The sequence below is a fragment of the Acidovorax sp. genome (genome assembly GCF_046294525.1).
GTDB lineage: Bacteria > Pseudomonadota > Gammaproteobacteria > Burkholderiales > Burkholderiaceae_C > Acidovorax.
This window is the reverse complement of the sequence record NZ_JBKBKQ010000022.1, coordinates 17141-32315: the sequence shown is the minus strand read 5'-3', so window position 1 is coordinate 32315 and position 15175 is coordinate 17141. Positions and strand designations below refer to the sequence as shown.

13 protein-coding genes are annotated in these 15175 nt (G+C 61.5%); 8 read left to right on the top strand and 5 right to left on the bottom strand.

The features are described from left to right. Positions 1-43: 43 nt before the first annotated feature. From ACK4HJ_RS17765 to ACK4HJ_RS17750, 4 genes are all read right to left on the bottom strand, one after another. A complete protein-coding gene (locus tag ACK4HJ_RS17765; RefSeq protein ID WP_409834025.1) occupies positions 44-2134 on the bottom strand; it encodes a glycosyltransferase family 2 protein in 2091 nt (696 codons plus the stop codon). Between the two features lie 20 nt (positions 2135-2154). After that, positions 2155-3438, bottom strand: coding sequence for an ATP-grasp domain-containing protein (locus ACK4HJ_RS17760; RefSeq protein ID WP_409834023.1), 1284 nt, complete (start codon positions 3436-3438; stop codon positions 2155-2157). Continuing rightward, complete coding sequence (locus ACK4HJ_RS17755) at positions 3438-4169, bottom strand: class I SAM-dependent methyltransferase (protein WP_409834021.1); 732 nt, start codon at positions 4167-4169, stop codon at positions 3438-3440. Before ACK4HJ_RS17755 ends, ACK4HJ_RS17760 begins: the two co-directional genes overlap by 1 nt. Positions 4170-4409: 240 nt before the next feature. After that, positions 4410-5633, bottom strand: coding sequence for a flagellin (locus tag ACK4HJ_RS17750; protein ID WP_409834019.1), 1224 nt, complete (start codon positions 5631-5633; stop codon positions 4410-4412). Between the two features lie 380 nt (positions 5634-6013). On the opposite strand from ACK4HJ_RS17750, the gene ACK4HJ_RS17745 reads away from it, so the two are divergent. From ACK4HJ_RS17745 to ACK4HJ_RS17730, 4 genes are all read left to right on the top strand, one after another. Continuing rightward, positions 6014-7228 carry a flagellin gene (locus ACK4HJ_RS17745; RefSeq protein WP_409834017.1) on the top strand — a complete coding sequence of 405 codons (1215 nt, stop codon included), beginning with the start codon at positions 6014-6016 and terminating at the stop codon, positions 7226-7228. A gap of 160 nt (positions 7229-7388) precedes the next feature. Next, positions 7389-8819 (top strand): flagellar filament capping protein FliD, encoded by a 1431-nt coding sequence (gene fliD, locus ACK4HJ_RS17740; RefSeq protein ID WP_409834015.1) that lies wholly within the window; start codon positions 7389-7391, stop codon positions 8817-8819. Positions 8820-8913: 94 nt separating this feature from the next. Continuing rightward, positions 8914-9351 (top strand): flagellar export chaperone FliS, encoded by a 438-nt coding sequence (fliS, locus tag ACK4HJ_RS17735; RefSeq protein WP_409834013.1) that lies wholly within the window; start codon positions 8914-8916, stop codon positions 9349-9351. 5 nt (positions 9352-9356) lie between these two features. Beyond that, entirely contained in the window at positions 9357-9656 is a 300-nt protein-coding gene (locus ACK4HJ_RS17730) for a flagellar protein FliT (RefSeq protein WP_409834115.1), read from the top strand. 215 nt (positions 9657-9871) lie between these two features. On the opposite strand, the gene fliE is transcribed toward ACK4HJ_RS17730, so the two are convergent. Then, the gene (fliE, locus tag ACK4HJ_RS17725; protein ID WP_409834011.1) at positions 9872-10189 is read right to left on the bottom strand and encodes a flagellar hook-basal body complex protein FliE; all 318 of its coding nucleotides are present in this window, start codon (positions 10187-10189) and stop codon (positions 9872-9874) included. 178 nt (positions 10190-10367) lie between these two features. Between fliE and fliF the strand changes: the two genes are divergently transcribed. Genes fliF through fliI form a run of 4 tightly spaced genes read left to right on the top strand, consistent with a single transcriptional unit; the run spans position 10368 to position 15175 of the window. Next, positions 10368-12059: a flagellar basal-body MS-ring/collar protein FliF gene (gene fliF, locus ACK4HJ_RS17720; RefSeq protein WP_409834008.1), complete on the top strand. Its 1692-nt coding sequence runs from the start codon at positions 10368-10370 to the stop codon at positions 12057-12059. A gap of 24 nt (positions 12060-12083) precedes the next feature. After that, complete coding sequence (gene fliG, locus ACK4HJ_RS17715; protein ID WP_409834006.1) at positions 12084-13079, top strand: flagellar motor switch protein FliG; 996 nt, start codon at positions 12084-12086, stop codon at positions 13077-13079. Further along, on the top strand, positions 13063-13791 hold the full coding sequence (locus tag ACK4HJ_RS17710; RefSeq protein WP_409834004.1) for a FliH/SctL family protein: 729 nt from the start codon (positions 13063-13065) through the stop codon (positions 13789-13791). The genes fliG and ACK4HJ_RS17710 overlap by 17 nt, the downstream gene beginning before the upstream one ends. Next, positions 13781-15175, top strand: coding sequence for a flagellar protein export ATPase FliI (gene fliI, locus ACK4HJ_RS17705; RefSeq protein ID WP_409834002.1), 1395 nt, complete (start codon positions 13781-13783; stop codon positions 15173-15175). The genes ACK4HJ_RS17710 and fliI overlap by 11 nt, the downstream gene beginning before the upstream one ends.

The following is a 15175-nucleotide window of genomic DNA, read 5'->3' as shown; positions in this document are numbered from 1 at the left end:
GCGGGGGCGTTCTGAGCGGGAGGGGTGAGCCGGGAGAAGGACTTCAGACAGGCGCAGGACGTGCACCCGGCGTGCCGAAATCGGATTCGCCTTGCAGGATGGCGAGAACCTCCTGGGCGACGCGACGCGTTTCTTGCTCGCTGTACCGGTGGTCGCAGGGCAGAAGAAGCAATCGTTTGAGAAGTTCAGTCTCTTCTCCCAGCGTGGGGTCGTATTTGTCGTCCAAAGCGAGGGTGGGGGCCGTGCACAGGACGCCTTTGCGGTTCAGGGCCGTTCGGAGAAAAACGGGCGGAATCGATGCGGGCAGCACTAGCGGAAAGGCGGACGGTGCGAAGTCCACCTGTGAGGACTGAGGCCACAGCGCCCACTCGCGCAACAGGCCGTGCAGCACCGCCCAGTTCTCCCGGCACCGCGCTGCAACCATCGGCATCGGTATGCGTGCCAGCATCTCCGTGGACAGTCGGCTCATCGCGCCTGCGGGCGAGGGATGGCCGAACCGGACTGCCTTTTCGCGCGCCACGAGGTCGCTGCTGACGATCGGGTTTTCAAGGCGCTCCAGCAAGAGGTCTCTGCGCTGGGTCGCGAACGTGTTTTCCTGGGTAGAGCGGGGCTGCAGCGCGCCCACGCCGACGCCGACCAGAATCCCCCCGTCCGGCACGCCCAACACATCAGAGGGGCTGTAAAGTGTGGCATCGGCCTCCAGCGGCGTTCCAGGCCAGAGTGCGTCGCTGCGATCATCGATCCAGAGAACATCTTTGCGCTGGCGCAGCGCTTGTTTCAGGGTAGACGCCGGCGGCCGCCCCATCCATGAGACCGTCAGGACCGCATCGCCCGGCAGCGTGTGCGCAATGAAATCGGCAGAGGGCGTGAAGTCGCTGCCAACGGGATAGAACTGGTGGGGAAACCACAGGTTCTGAAGCTCGTTCCGCAGAGTCCGCGAAATGATTGCCGGCAACCACAGCCGCCGAACACGGCGGTGGTAGACCCATGCCATAAGCGCTGCCAGCGGGGTGGCGAAGCAAGAAAACTCCTGATCGGCGGTCCAGTGGTGCCAGACGCTGTCGGGTGCCGGAGGAATGCTTGGAAGCTCAAATTCCTTGAAGCCGCCTATGGAAGGCGCGGGGGGCGGTTCACCGTTGTGTCCAGGTCTGCCTGTCCACGGAGGCATCCGGTCCACTTGCTCCGGTATGGCCAGCCTGACTGCGTCTAGCAGCGGCGCATTGTCTTTGACGAGCTTCAAGAACCATTGCTGGTGGTCCTCGATGATCTTTCGCGCCTGGTCAAGGTCTCCGGTTTCCAGGCAGTTGGTGATCATGCCGCGCAAGGCAAGCAGAACACGTTCCCTGATCTGCAGATGAAACCGGCCCGCGAAGAAGGTGTCCATTTCCTCATAGAAGCGAATCCAGCCGTCGCCTTCCTTCTGGAAGAAGACGCCTTTGTCCACGTTCTGCAGCCATGAATAGCCGCTTTCGTTGCGCCGCCACACGCTCATCGCGTCGTCGAAATACTTGATCTTGCCCTCCACCGCATGCAGCATCATCAGAGCATGGTCGTAGAGCATCCACTTGCGGAACCATGGTGGCAGACCTTCTTGGAACCGCCAGCGGAACACGAAAGAACTTGTTTGAAAGTAGTAGTTGGCGATGGCCTCGTCGGCGTGAAAAATGCCTTGCCGGATCCGCTCGTCGTCGGCTGAGCAGTCCTTGTAGATGTACTGCTTCTTCTCGTCGCCCGGCCGGTTGTCGAACTGCATTTCCACGCGGTGGCAGCAAACGGCAAAGTCCGGATGTTCTTCCAGGAAGCTCACCTGCTTTTCGAGCTTGTGGGGCGTCTTCCAGTAGTCGTCGCCTTCGCAGAATGCGATGTACTTGCTGCGGACGTAGCGAAGCCCGTCCATGCAGTTGTTGAGGCCACGCCCGTTCACCGGCTGCCTCAGGAGAACGAGGTTGGCATGTTCGCGCGACCATCGTTCGACAATTTCAGCGGTGCCGTCGGTCGAAGCGTCGTCGCACACGACTAGCTCGAAGGGAAACGAAGTCTGCTGCGCGAGGCAACTGTGCATTGCCTGTTCGATGTAAGGCGCGTGGTTATAGGTGAGCATGAATATGCTGACCAGCGGTGTTTCGGTGCTCATGGTGGGGCGTGCATCGGAACTCAAAGCAGTCCTTCTATGGCATCGACGTCAAAAACGGGGACGCCCGTGCGAGCAAGGACTTCTTCCCTCTCGACGAACAAGTTATCAATCAGGATCGCACTGGATTCGGTCACGTAGTCCGATTTTTTCTCTGCATCCGCAATGTGGTGGATTTGATCGAAAAGCTCCGGGAACACCCTGAAGGCTCGCATATGAGCCTTGAGGTCCCCCGCATGACGGCTGATTAGCACCAGTTTTTTATTCCGGTTGCGGCAGGTGTACAGAAACTGCATCAGCGCGGCGTTCACTTCACCATCGACTATGACGGTGTCGTCATAGTCGACATAAACGGTGCTAAAGCTGTGGTCGATCTTGTAGCTGCTGAGCAGCCTGCGGCGCAAAGAGACTGGAAACTCGTTCTTCAGCACGCGAACATCCAGGCCCAATGCGTCATACGCTGCAAGCAGCGGCAGGTTGACGCCTTGCTGCCGGTATACGCCCATGGTCCCGGCGGCGCGGCACGACACTTCCAGCAGCTTCAGCGCGCCGGTGTGGCTGCGCTTGGTCTGGAAGAACCAGAGGCCTCGGGGTTTGAGCTTTGCGTTGATGACCTCGGCGATGTGTTGCGTTGCAGCATCGAGGGCCACCGTGCGTGATTCGAACGCGATCCCCATCTTGACGACATCACGGGACCGAGGACCTGCGAACAGGAGACGCCCATGGCGATCGGAAAAGCAGTCGATCGTGAACTCTTCGCCGGGCAGGTATTCGCTGACGACCGGCTCAGATGTTTGAGACCACAGGCGCAACAGTGTCTGAAGGTCGTTTGCGCGTGCACCTCCTACGCCACCCTGGCCGCGGCTCGGCTTGATGAACACCGGCCACTGCTCCACTGCCTGCGGGTGCGCGTAGGTGCGTGGGCAGAAGGCTTCCCCCGCGAGCGTTGTATACAAAAGACTCTTGTCGCGGCAAAGTCGTGCGCACTCGACGCCGGAACCCACCAATGTGGCTTTCAATGCACTGCTTTGTTCCGCCAGAAAAAGCGCGACTTGGTCGTGCGTGGCGAACACAAGGGAAATCTGATGGTCTCCGATGAAGCGGTTGAATTCCATCAGGAAATTCTCTTCGTCGATCTGGGGCAGGTCGTCGCGATAGCGCGGGAACAACCAGCTTCCGTAGCCAGGCCGGCTGGACGCTCCCCAAACCTCAAAACGGGTAGAGTAGCGTAACGCCTGAAAGAGCTCGAAGGCGTTTTCCGCTTCCCCAGGGAAAACGAGCACCCGTGTTTTTGAATGGGGTGTCATTAACGGGTTTCCGGTTCAACCGTCGCGAAACGGTACACCCCCGCCCAGCTTGCGAGAGGCCCGAGCCTGCCTCCAGAAACGACATGCAGGACCGCCATTACGGTATTGGCGGCGGAAACCAGTTTACGGCTCCAGCGCGCGCTGGGCGCATCGACTTTTCTCAGGGTGCTGGGGTAGTAGTGGCGGCTATGGCGGATGCGCCAACTGTCTCGAAAAAACCGGATCTCTTGGAGTTGCATCCGAACCATTGGCCTAAACGCCGCTGGCGCACCGAGAATGCCGAACATCATGCCTACGCTCTGCGGCGTGTAGGGGCGGACATGGGTGTAGTCGTGCCAGAAGCGAAGGCCGGGCAGGGGCGTGAGGACGATCAGCTTGCCATCGTCTGCCAAGAGGGGGAGATAGCGATCCATGAATCCCACGAGATCAGGCGCCGACATGTGCTCTATCACGTGGGACATCAGAATGACGTCGTAGCGCTGACGCGGAAGGTTTTCGGGCAGAAACGTCTCGAAACCCTCTCGTCGCAAGCCCTCCACCTGTTCCAGATTGGCATCGACGCCCACGATTCTTGAGCACCTGCCACCAAGCAGACGCATGTATTTGCCCTCGCCACAGCCAACATCCAGAACGCTCTTGCCGCTCAGGTCCGAGGCAAACAGCTGCGATATATACTGTTCTTCAAGGCGTTGATAGTGCGCCCTCAAAAGCAGCGTTGGGCTTCTGTTCATGCAAGAGGCTCTCCGGAGCAAAATTCTGAATCCCCATGCCGGGGCGAGCCAGGAGTCTAGTCCAGCGCGTCTGTGAAATCGGCGGTCAGCGAGTGCTTTTCTAGCCTGCAAGGAAGCGGCCTGCGCCTCTTCAGTTCCACAGACAGCGTCGGCAATCCGCAGAGCGCTCGGAGTTGCCGAACCAGGCCCCGCCGGCATTGGCGCATTTGGTTCGATTTGCGGGGAGGGGGCTGTGCGCTTTTAGCCTTGCAGCAGTTGCAGCACCTGCTGTGGCAACTGGTTTGCCTGCGCCACCATTGCAGTGCCCGCTTGCTGCAGGATCTGGGTCCGCGAGAGGTTTGCAGTTTCCTTGGCGAAGTCGGCGTCCACAATACGGCCGCGGGAAGCTGCGAGATTCTCTACCTGAATGTCGATATTGGCCACGGCGCTCTCGAATCGGCTCTGAAGGGCGCCCAGGTCGGCGCGGGCAGAGTTCACCTGGTCAATGGCGCTGTCTATCTTCTTGAGCGCCACCCACGCGTCGCGCTGGGTAGCCACCGTTACATTGTCGATACCAGTCTTTTCCGTACCCACAGCGTCTGCAAAGGTGATGGCCGACCCGTCAAAGCCGGTCGTTGCCACGTCAAAGCCGGTCATCGTCACCGGTTCCGGGGTGACGCCATCGGCCCCGATCTTTGCGGACATCAGCTCCATGGCATAGGTGCCATCGTCGTTTTTGGACAGATACGCGGTAACCCCGGTGTCGGCAGACTTCGCATTGATTGCCGAGATCACTTGACCGAGACGCTCCACGCCTGACAAAGCACCCTTGATCGGTCCCAGATCGACAGCAGAAGCGCTCGCACCGACCTGGATGGTAAGTGTGCCAGCGGGCACGGCGGTGGCATATCCCGTGATCGTCGTATTGGCGGTGTCGATGGATGGCACCGAGCCGGTGGAATAGCTAATGTTCGCCAGACCTGAACCCCGTGTGTCAGCCAGGGCGCCCAGCGTAACGTTGTCCCCCGAATTCGCGCCGACCTGGAAGACGGCGCCTACAAACGATCCATCCAAAATTTTTTGTCCGTTGAATGTGGTTTGCTTCGCTACACGGTCGATTTCGTCCGACAACTGCTTCACTTCCGCCTGCAGTGCTTCCCGGTCGGCCTTGCTGTTGGTGGCGTTGCTGGCCTGCACCGCCAGTTCCCGCATGCGCTGCAGCATATCGCCCACTTTGCCCAATGCGCCTTCAGCCGTCTGGGCCAGCGAAATGCCGTCGTTGGCATTGCGGGCCGCCACCGTCAACCCTTTGATCTGAGTATTCATGCGCTCGGCGATCGCCAGGCCAGCCGCGTCGTCCTTGGCGCTGTTGACGCGCAGGCCCGACGACAGACGCTGCATGGAGGTGGCCAGAGAACTGGCCGAGAGCCCCAGGTTGCGCTGGGCATTGATCGAGGCAATGTTGGTGTTGATGGTTGAGGCCATTGCGGAACTCCTTCAAAAAGCTAGGGCATTGCTGCCGTGACCAAGGACACCACCCGCAGTTGGTAGCCCTAGCGTTGATGGAATTCTTCTACAAGCCCCCTTGAGATGGCGGGTGGAAAAAAAGGTGGAATTCCCCCCAAATCGATGTTCTGCCGGGTCGGTTCCAGTCGGACTCACAGGGAAAAGTAAATTTTTTTGTTACATGTGCTCAAGTTTCTGGCAGGCCTGCCCGATAACCAAACCAACAGGTTCGAGCGAATTTGTTGACCGGCAAGCGATGGATGGGTTCACGTTACTGCCGCCCCGGTCTTGGCTGCTGGCATGTGCTGGCGTTTTGATCGGCGGTTTAGCCGGAATTTAGTTACCAAGGAGCATTTCAAATGGCCTCTACCATCAATACCAACCTCCCCTCGATGAACGCGCAGCGCAACTTGGGGCTTTCGGCGGGCTCGCTGGCCACGTCCATGCAACGGCTGTCGTCGGGCCTGCGCGTGAACAGCGCCAAGGACGACGCCGCCGGCCTGGCCATCGCCGAGCGTATGAATACCCAAGTCCGTGGCCTGGGTGTGGCAGCTCGCAATGCCAACGATGGCATCTCGCTGGCGCAGACGGCCGAAGGCGCTTTGGGCAAAGTGGGCGACATGCTGCAGCGCATGCGGGAACTGGCGGTGCAGGCCAGCAACGCCACCAACAGCAAGAGCGACCGTGAAGCCCTGCAAGCTGAAGTGAAGCAACTAACAGACGAAATCGACCGAGTGGCCAAGCAGACCAGCTTCAACGGCACCAAGATTCTGGACGGCTCTTTCGCTGGTGCCTTGTTCCAGGTGGGTGCCAATGCCGGTGACAACATCACGGTGGGCGCTTTGACCGATTCGCGTGCCAGCGGTCTGGCCAGCATCAACTATTCGACAGGTTCGGTGGCCTCGGTAGATGCCAGCGACGCAACAGTGACCAGTTTCGCCACCAAGATCGATGCAGGCACGCTGTCTATCACAGTCGGTTCCGGCTCCGCGATTGACCTGGGTGGTATCCGCGCTGCCAGCTCGGGCGTTCAGCGGCTGGGTGACGTTGTATCCGCCATCAACAACAAGTCCGCAGACACAGGTGTGACAGCCTTCATGACGAAGAATGATGACGGCACTTACAAGCTGGAGTTCATGTCTTCCAAGCTTCAGGCTGACGGTGTAACGCCTGAAACGGTAACGATGACGGGGTTCACGGCGGCTAGCACGGGATTTGACGGAACCCACAATCTGGCCGCTGCGACGGGCGACGACATCAAGGGTATCCAAACGCTGAAGGTGGACACGCAGAAAGATGCTTGGGTGGCCCTCAAGAAGATTGACGATGCCATCGATCAAGTGAACTCCGCCCGCGCTGACCTTGGTGCTTTGCAAAGCCGCTTCGAGAACTCGGTGAACAACATCGACATCCAGGCTGAGAACCTCTCCGCATCCCGCGGCCGTATCGTGGATGCTGACTTTGCTAAGGAAACGGCGAACCTGTCGCGTACACAGATCCTGCAGCAGGCCGGTGTGGCGATGGTGGCGCAGAGCAACCAACTGCCTCAGCAAGTGCTGTCGCTGCTGCGTTAATCGGAGCAGGCGATCAAGGCCCGGCAAGTTTCGGGCCTGCCAAAGCGGCGATGGGGTGGCACCCCTCGCCGCTTTTCCGGCTTTTACACGAGGCCGGTTTTTGCAAGAATCGTGTAGTTTTTTGCAACGCCCCATTCACGGGCATGCCAAGGAGAGCGACATGGCCATTTCATCGATCGGTATCGGCAGCGGGCTGGATGTCAACAGCATCGTCTCGCAAATGGTGGCCCTGGAAAAGCGCCCGCTTACTCTGTTGCAGACTCAGGCCTCGTCTATCCAGACGCGGCTTTCCACTTATTCACAGATCAAATCGCTCATGTCCACGCTGGGGGATGCGGCGGCCAAGCTCACGCGTGATGGTTCCTGGAACGGGATGTCGATCACGTCGTCCAACAGCGAAGCTGTGTCTGCCACGGTGACAGGTATTGCCAGTGCCACCACCATGGGGATCAGCGTGCAGCAGCTGGCGCGGGCCCAATCGGTTGCTTCTTCCGCAGTGCCGAAAGACACGGCTGTGGGTGGTGGCACCTTGACTATCCAGCTGGGGTCTTGGCTGCACACCACGCCTCCTCCACAGTTCACGCCGGGTACAGATTCGCCTCTCGCGGTCACTGTGGGTGCCACTGACTCCTTGAGTACCATCGCGTCCAAAATCAACGATGCCAACGGCGGGGTGACGGCAACGGTCATGCGCGACGCGACGGGTGAGAGGCTTTTGGTCCGCTCGACCAAAACGGGCGAAGAGTCAGGGTTCCGTATCCAGGTGACGGAGGATCCGGGCTCCCCCGGACTGTCGGCGTTGAGCTTCGACCCGCAAAATGCGCCCGGTGCTGGCATGGCAGCCAACACCGTTCAATATGGTCAGAACTCGCTCGCCAAACTCAATGGCATTGACATTTCTTCGTCTACCAACACGTTTGCTGACACCATTCCAGGGTTGAGCATTACCGTGTCCAAGGTCACCACGGACGAAGTCAACATGCGGGTGGCGCCCGACACCGCGGCCATGAAGAAGAACATCCAGGACTTCGTTGCGGCCTACAACGCGGTCAACGATCTGCTTAGCACCTCTACCAGCTACGACGCAGAAACCAAGGTGGCGGGAATTTTGCAGGGGGACAGCACTGCCGTGGGGCTACAAGGGGCATTGCGCATGCTGACCATGGGGGCGGCTGGTGGCTCGGGTGCCTTCCAGCGACTGGCGGATGTCGGCATTGCCATGGAGCGGGGCGGCAAGCTGGCGGTGGACAACACCAAGCTGGACACGGCCCTCAAAGACCCCGCATCGCTCAAAGAGTTGTTTGCCAATCCTGCCACCGCTGGTGCTGGCGGGGGCATCGGCGTGCAGTTCAAGAGTTTCACATCCGGGTTGCTGGCTCTTGACGGGCTGATGAACAATAAGGCGGACGCGCTCAACGCCGCCGTCAAGCGCAATACTGCTGAGCAAGACAAGGTCAACGACCGGGCTGCTCTGGTGGAGAAGCGCTTAAGAGCGCAATATACGGCCCTCGACACCAAGATGGCATCGTTGACCTCGTTGAGCAGCTATATCAGCCAGCAGGTTGCGTCGTGGAACAAGTCGGGTGGCTGATGCCGGGGGTGAGTGAAATTTCGTTTGAATTCCGCTTGAGTTTGCGCCGCTACTGCCGAAAACAAAAGGTAAGTAGTCAGAAGGAATGAAGGCCATGTACACCCCCGTCAGTTCCCGTGCAGCCAATGCCTACCGCCAGGTGGGCGTGCAATCTGGTGTTGATGGCGCCAACCCCCATCAGCTGATACAGATGCTTTTCGACGGCCTGCTGCAGTCGCTTAACGAGGCCCGCGGCGCCATGCAGCGGGGCGAGATGGAGGCCAAAGGGCGCCTTATCGGCAAGTCGGTCCGCATTTTGGAAGAGGGCCTCAAGGGGGCGCTCAATCCGGCTCAGGGTGGCGAGATCGCCGTCAACTTACGTGCCTTGTACGAATACTGCGTAACCCGTCTGACCCTCGCTAACCTGCGCAACGACGTGGCGCCGCTCGAAGAGGTGGTGGCCTTGATCGAGCCCGTTGCCCAGAGCTGGGCTGCCATTGGCGGCTCTGGCGGCGCGAGTGGCTGGGCGCCCTCTGCCAAGGTGGGGGTGTGATCATCATGGAGAGCCAATTGATCGATTTCTACAAAGCCATCGAAGACAGCAGCGCCAAGATGCTTGAGGCTGCGCGGCTGAAGGACTGGGATGGTGTAGTGCGCTACGAAGGTGCCTGCGCTGTCCTGATCGAGCAGCTGCGCTACAAGTCGCAGGAGCAGGAGCTGCTGCCGGAACACAGACGCGAGAAGACCCGCATCATGCAGCGCATCCTGCGCAACGACGCCCAGATCCGCTGTCTGGCGGAGCCGTGGCTGACTCAGTTCGAGCACATGTTCGACGGCCAGCCGCAGATGATGCACTGAGTTCAAGCCTATCTTCCCTCGGCCTAGGGCTGGGTGAGGGCCGCAACAAGCGGCGCCAGAAGTAAAACAAGAAAGCCCCGCGACGCGGGGCTTTCTTGTTGGTGCTTAAAAATGATAGCTGCTAGCGCAATCTATCTGAGGCTTTGCGCTGACATTCCGAATGAATGCATTTGTATTCAAGCGCTGGTAGCTATCAAATTGATAGTGCTTGCCGCTCACACCTGCATGTTCATGATGTCGGTATAGGCCTGAACCATGCGGTTGCGCACATGCAGCGTTGCCTGGAAGCCGATCTGGGCTTTTTGCATGGCGACCATGGTTTCCTCCAGGCTGACGGAGGGATTTTCCATCTGCACTTCCTTTTGCAGGTCGCCGGAGCGGTTCTGGGCCGCGCTGACGGACTGCAGCGCGCCCTTGAGGGCGCTGGAGAATCCCACTTCGTTGACGTCGTTTTGCGGTGCGGCAGCAGCGGCACGGCGCGCCAGGCCGGCGCCCTGCAAGGGGGCGGTAGAGCTTGAGATGCGGAGGTCCATGGCTGTATCCGTCGGGGAATGGGGGTATGCTGCGTATCCTAGCCAGCGCGCCCGCGCCCATCGCTCTGAATTGATGGCCAAACGCGCGGCTTATCCAGCGAACATTTTGGAAGCGTGACCGAATAATCGACCCCACGCTTTGGTCTGTCGCCAGGCCCGTCCTTTTTTGGAAAGCACGATGTCTGCAGTTGCTGAAATCCCTCTTGCCCCCACACCGCCCGCCAGCCCTAACTGGCTGCAGCGGCTGTCTTCCCTTGACCGCGCGCAGCGCATGCGTCTGGGCGTGGGCGTGGTGTTGCTGGTGGCGGTGGCACTTGCGGCCATTGTGCTGGGCCGCCAGCCCGACTACCGCGTGCTGTTTGCCAACCTGAGCGACAAGGATGGCGGCGCCATCGTCGCCCAGCTCTCGCAGATGAACGTGCCGTATAAGCACGCCGACGGTGGTGGCGCCATCCTGATTCCTGCCGACCGGGTACATGACGTGCGGTTGCGCCTGGCAACACAGGGCCTGCCCAAGGGCTCGGTGACCGGGTTCGAATTGATGGAGAACAGCAAGTTCGGCATGACGCAGTTCCAGGAGCGGCTGAACTTCCAGCGCGGACTGGAGGGTGAGCTGACCCGCTCCATCCAGGCGCTGTCGTCCGTGCAGGGTGCGCGCGTGCATCTGGCGCTGCCGAATCAGAACGGGTTTTTCCGCGAGCAGCAAAAGCCCTCGGCCTCGGTGCTGGTCAGCCTGCACCCCGGCCGCATCCTGGACCGCGCCCAGCTCGCGGGGATTGTGCATCTGGTTGCGTCGAGCGTGCCCGAGCTGTCTCCTTCCGCCGTAAGCGTGCTGGACGACACCGGCAAGCTGCTTTCGCAGTCGCCGGACAACACATCGGGTGCGGAGGTCAATGCGCAGCAGTTTTTGTATGTGCAGCAGATCGAGCAGCAGTACACGCGCCGGATTATGGAAATCCTGGAGCCCGTGGTGGGCCGCGACAACGTCAAGGCGCAGGTGACGGCCGAGGTGGATTTCACGCAGACCGATTCCACGTCCGAGCAGTTCCGTCCCAACCAGACGCCCGACTCCGGAGCCATCCGCAGCCAGCAGGTGCTGGAAAGCCGCGGCAGCGCCAACAAGACGGCCACCGGGGTGCCCGGCGCGGTGGCCAACCAGCCGCCAGCCCCATCGGCTGCGCCCATCAACGGTGCCAACCCGGCGCCCAATGCGGGCGGCACGCAGGGCACGGAAGAGCAAAACAGCAAGCGCGAGTCCACCACCAACTACGAGGTAGACAAGACCGTGCGTGTGACCCGTGGCAGCACGGGCGCCGTCAAGCGCCTGAGCGCCGCTGTGGTGGTCAACTACCAGTCCACCGAGGAAAAGGGCAAGCTGGTGCCCAAGGCGCTAACGGCTGAGCAGCTTGAGCAAATGACGGCGCTCGTGCGCGAAACCATTGGCTTCAACCGCGAGCGCGGCGACTCGGTCAATCTGATGAACACGCCTTTCCAAGTGACTACCGCTGCCGTGAGCGACGTGCCCCTGTGGAAGCAGCCGGAGGCGATCGAGCTGGCCAAGAGCTTTGCCTGGCCTGTGGGCGCGGTGCTGTTTGCCGCCTTGGTGCTGCTGGGGCTGGTGCGCCCCGCACTCAAGTCGCCCAAGCCCGCCAAGGCCGAAGCCGTTCCTGTGGCTGGCGGCCAAGTGGATGCCCTGGAGGCCGAAGCGCTGGAGCGCCCCGCGCTGCCGGGCCCGGGCGGCAAGAAGGACGAGGCCCTGCCGGCCACGCCGGAGCAGCTGAGGCTGGAAGAAGCGCGCGTACTGGCCAAGGAAAACCCCGTGGCCGTGGCCAACATTCTGAAGACCTGGCTGAACGGCGACCCCGTCTGACCACCGATTCCAGGGACCATTGTTATGGACGACCAAGGACTCAACGACGCAGCCATCATGCTGATGTCCCTCGGCGAAGAAGAGGCGGCCGAGGTCTTCAAGCATTTCTCGCCCAAGGAGGTGCAGAAGTTGGGCGAGACCATTGCACGCATGCGGTCCGTCTCGCGCGAAAAGGTGGATCAGGTCATCAACAAGTTCTCCAACGCCGCCGCGGCGCAAAGTCTGCTGGTGTCCGACACCGGCAATTACGTGCGGGCTGTGCTCAAGCGCGCACTGGGTGACGACAAGGCGGGGCTGCTGATAGACCGTATCCTGCAGGGCGGCGATGTGTCGGGCATCGAGAGCCTGAAGTGGATGGACCCGCTGTCGGTGGCCGAGCTGTTGCGCAACGAGCATCCGCAGATCGTGGCTGCCATCTTGGTGCACCTAGACAGCGACCAGGCCTCCGGCATCCTGATGCACCTGACTGACCGCCAGCGCAGCGAGATCCTGCTGCGCGTGGCAACGCTCGAAGGCATCCAGCCCACAGCGCTCAAGGACCTCAACGAAGTGCTTTTCAAGGTGCTCGCAGGCGGCGACAAGATCCGCAAGAGCTCGCTGGGTGGCGTCAAGGCAGCTGCCGAAATCATCAACATGCTGGGCGGCAACATGGATGCTGTGGTGCTGGAGTCGATCCGCGGCTACGACCCCGACCTGGCGCAGAAAATCATGGACAAGATGTTCGTGTTCGAAGACGTGCTCAAGCTCGACGACAAGGCCATCCAGACGGTGCTCAAGGAAGTGGCGTCCGAGACGCTCATCGTTGCGCTCAAGGGCGCTGTCCCCGACCTGCGGGAAAAATTCTTGTCCAACATGTCCTCCCGTGCCGCCGAAGCGCTGCGCGAAGACCTCGAATCGCGCGGACCCATGCGCCTGTCCGAAGTTGAAGCGCAGCAGAAGGAAATCCTCAAGACGGTGCGTCGCCTGTCCGACGAAGGCCAGATCGTGATCGGAGGCGGCGGTGATGATGCCTTCGTCTAACCAGCGCTCGTACTCGCGCTTCATCCCCAGCGAAGAGGTCGGCGACTTCACGCAGTGGAAGTTCAGCGCTGTGGATGGCTCCGAGCCCGAGCCGGAGCCCGAACCGGAACCCGTGGCTGAGGCGCTGCCTGTCGAGATCGACGAGGCCGCCCAGCAGGCAATGCTGCAGCAGGCCTGCGACGATGCGTACGCCGAGGGCTTTGCCCAAGGGCAGGCCGAGACGGCGCTGGAGTGGCAGCGCCGACTGGACGAATACATCGCCAACCAGGGCCGCGAAGCCGCCACGCGCATGCAGCAAGTCTTCCAGACGCTGGACGCCAGCCTGATCGACATGCAGCAGCAAATGGCCCAACAAATGCTGGAGCTTGCCTGCGACATCGCGCGCCATGTGGTGCGCCAGGAACTGTCGGTCAATCCCAACGCACTGCAACCCGTGGTGCGCGAGGCTGTGGGCATGGTCGTGACGGAGGGGCGGCCAGCCACCGTGCGCCTCAACCCCGCAGACCTGGAGGTGATGGAACAGCCCTTGCGCGACGAGATCGATGGTCCCGCAATCCAGTGGCTCGCCGATGCCGCAGTGCCGGCGGGCGGTTGCTTGGTGGAATCTGCAGGCATGGTGGTGGACGGCAGCCTGGACAAGCGGTGGCAGCGCGCCATTGCCGCCCTGGGCCTGCAATCGCCCTGGGCCGAGGAGGGCGACGATGACCGTTGAAACCCCCTCTGCATGGACGCGTTTCATGGAAGACGCGCGCGAGCGGATGGCCGAGCGTGCCCCGTTGGAAACCCGCGGCACACTGACCCGGTTGACCGGCTTGGTACTGGAGGCTGCAGGCATCCGCGTGCCCGTGGGCTCGCAGTGCCTGGTGCAGATGCCGGGGCACGCGCCAGTGCTGTCCGAGGTGGTGGGATTTTCTGGGGACAGAGCTTTTCTGATGCCGGCGGGTGACATCCATGGGCTCTCCAGTGGCGCCAGCGTCGTGCCCGCGGCGCCGTATGTATCTGTGCCCCGGCTGGGTGAGGCGTCCCGCCCTGTGCAGCGCGCCGGTGTGCTGCGGCTGCCTATGGGCGATGGGCTGCTGGGCCGCGTGGTGGATGCGCAGGGCTTTCCACTGGACCATGGCGGGCCGGTACAGGATGTGGTGTCAGAGCCCATGGACCGCCGCCAGATCAACGCCATGGACCGCGACCCCGTGCGTGAATCGCTGGACACGGGCGTGCGGGCCATCAACGCACTGCTCACCGTAGGCCGTGGCCAGCGCCTGGGGCTGTTTGCCGGCTCGGGTGTGGGCAAAAGCGTGCTGCTCGGCATGATGGCCCGCTACACGCGCGCCGACGTGATCGTGGTGGGGCTCATCGGCGAGCGGGGCCGCGAGGTCAAAGAGTTCGTGGAAGACATCCTCGGGGCCGAAGGACGGGCCCGCTCCGTGGTGGTGGCGGCGCCGGCAGATGCACCCCCGTTGCTGCGCATGCAGGGCGCGGCCTACGCCACGGCCGCGGCCGAACACTTCCGCGACAAGGGCAAGCACGTGCTGTTGCTCATGGATTCGCTCACACGCTACGCGATGGCACAGCGCGAGATCGCGCTGGCCATTGGCGAGCCGCCTGCCACCAAGGGCTATCCACCCTCGTGTTTTGCCAAGCTGCCCAAGTTGGTGGAACGCAGCGGCAACGGGCTGCATGGCGTGGGCTCAATCACTGCCTTCTACACGGTGCTGTCAGAAGGTGATGACCAGCAAGACCCGATCGCCGATGCGGCGCGCGCCATTCTGGACGGGCACATCGTCCTGTCCCGCGCGCTGGCGGAAACCGGGCATTTTCCGGCTATCGACATCGAGCAGTCCGCATCGCGCGTGATGCACAACGTGATTCCGCGCGCGCATTTTGAGCTGGCCCGGCGGTTTCGCGCGGTTTACTCGCGCTACCAGAAGAGCCGCGACCTGGTCCAGGTGGGCGCCTACATGAGTGGCTCCGACCCGGCGCTGGACGAGGCCATCCGCCTGCAGCCACAGATGGCCGAGTTCCTGCAGCAGGACATGTTCGAAGCCGCCTCCATGGACCAGAGCATTGCGGCCATGGGCGCTGCCCTGGCGCACTAA

Excerpts from the sequence above, each read along its gene's own strand:
- ACK4HJ_RS17765 (WP_409834025.1), bottom strand. The coding sequence starts at position 2,134 with ATGAGCACCGAAACACCGCTGGTCAGCATATTCATGCTCACCTATAAC.
- ACK4HJ_RS17760 (WP_409834023.1), bottom strand. The coding sequence starts at position 3,438 with ATGACACCCCATTCAAAAACACGGGTGCTCGTTTTCCCTGGGGAAGCG.
- ACK4HJ_RS17755 (WP_409834021.1), bottom strand. The coding sequence starts at position 4,169 with ATGAACAGAAGCCCAACGCTGCTTTTGAGGGCGCACTATCAACGCCTT.
- ACK4HJ_RS17750 (WP_409834019.1), bottom strand. The coding sequence starts at position 5,633 with ATGGCCTCAACCATCAACACCAACATTGCCTCGATCAATGCCCAGCGC.
- ACK4HJ_RS17745 (WP_409834017.1), top strand. The coding sequence starts at position 6,014 with ATGGCCTCTACCATCAATACCAACCTCCCCTCGATGAACGCGCAGCGC.
- fliD (WP_409834015.1), top strand. The coding sequence starts at position 7,389 with ATGGCCATTTCATCGATCGGTATCGGCAGCGGGCTGGATGTCAACAGC.
- fliS (WP_409834013.1), top strand. The coding sequence starts at position 8,914 with ATGTACACCCCCGTCAGTTCCCGTGCAGCCAATGCCTACCGCCAGGTG.
- ACK4HJ_RS17730 (WP_409834115.1), top strand. The coding sequence starts at position 9,357 with ATGGAGAGCCAATTGATCGATTTCTACAAAGCCATCGAAGACAGCAGC.
- fliE (WP_409834011.1), bottom strand. The coding sequence starts at position 10,189 with ATGGACCTCCGCATCTCAAGCTCTACCGCCCCCTTGCAGGGCGCCGGC.
- fliF (WP_409834008.1), top strand. The coding sequence starts at position 10,368 with ATGTCTGCAGTTGCTGAAATCCCTCTTGCCCCCACACCGCCCGCCAGC.
- fliG (WP_409834006.1), top strand. The coding sequence starts at position 12,084 with ATGGACGACCAAGGACTCAACGACGCAGCCATCATGCTGATGTCCCTC.
- ACK4HJ_RS17710 (WP_409834004.1), top strand. The coding sequence starts at position 13,063 with ATGATGCCTTCGTCTAACCAGCGCTCGTACTCGCGCTTCATCCCCAGC.
- fliI (WP_409834002.1), top strand. The coding sequence starts at position 13,781 with ATGACCGTTGAAACCCCCTCTGCATGGACGCGTTTCATGGAAGACGCG.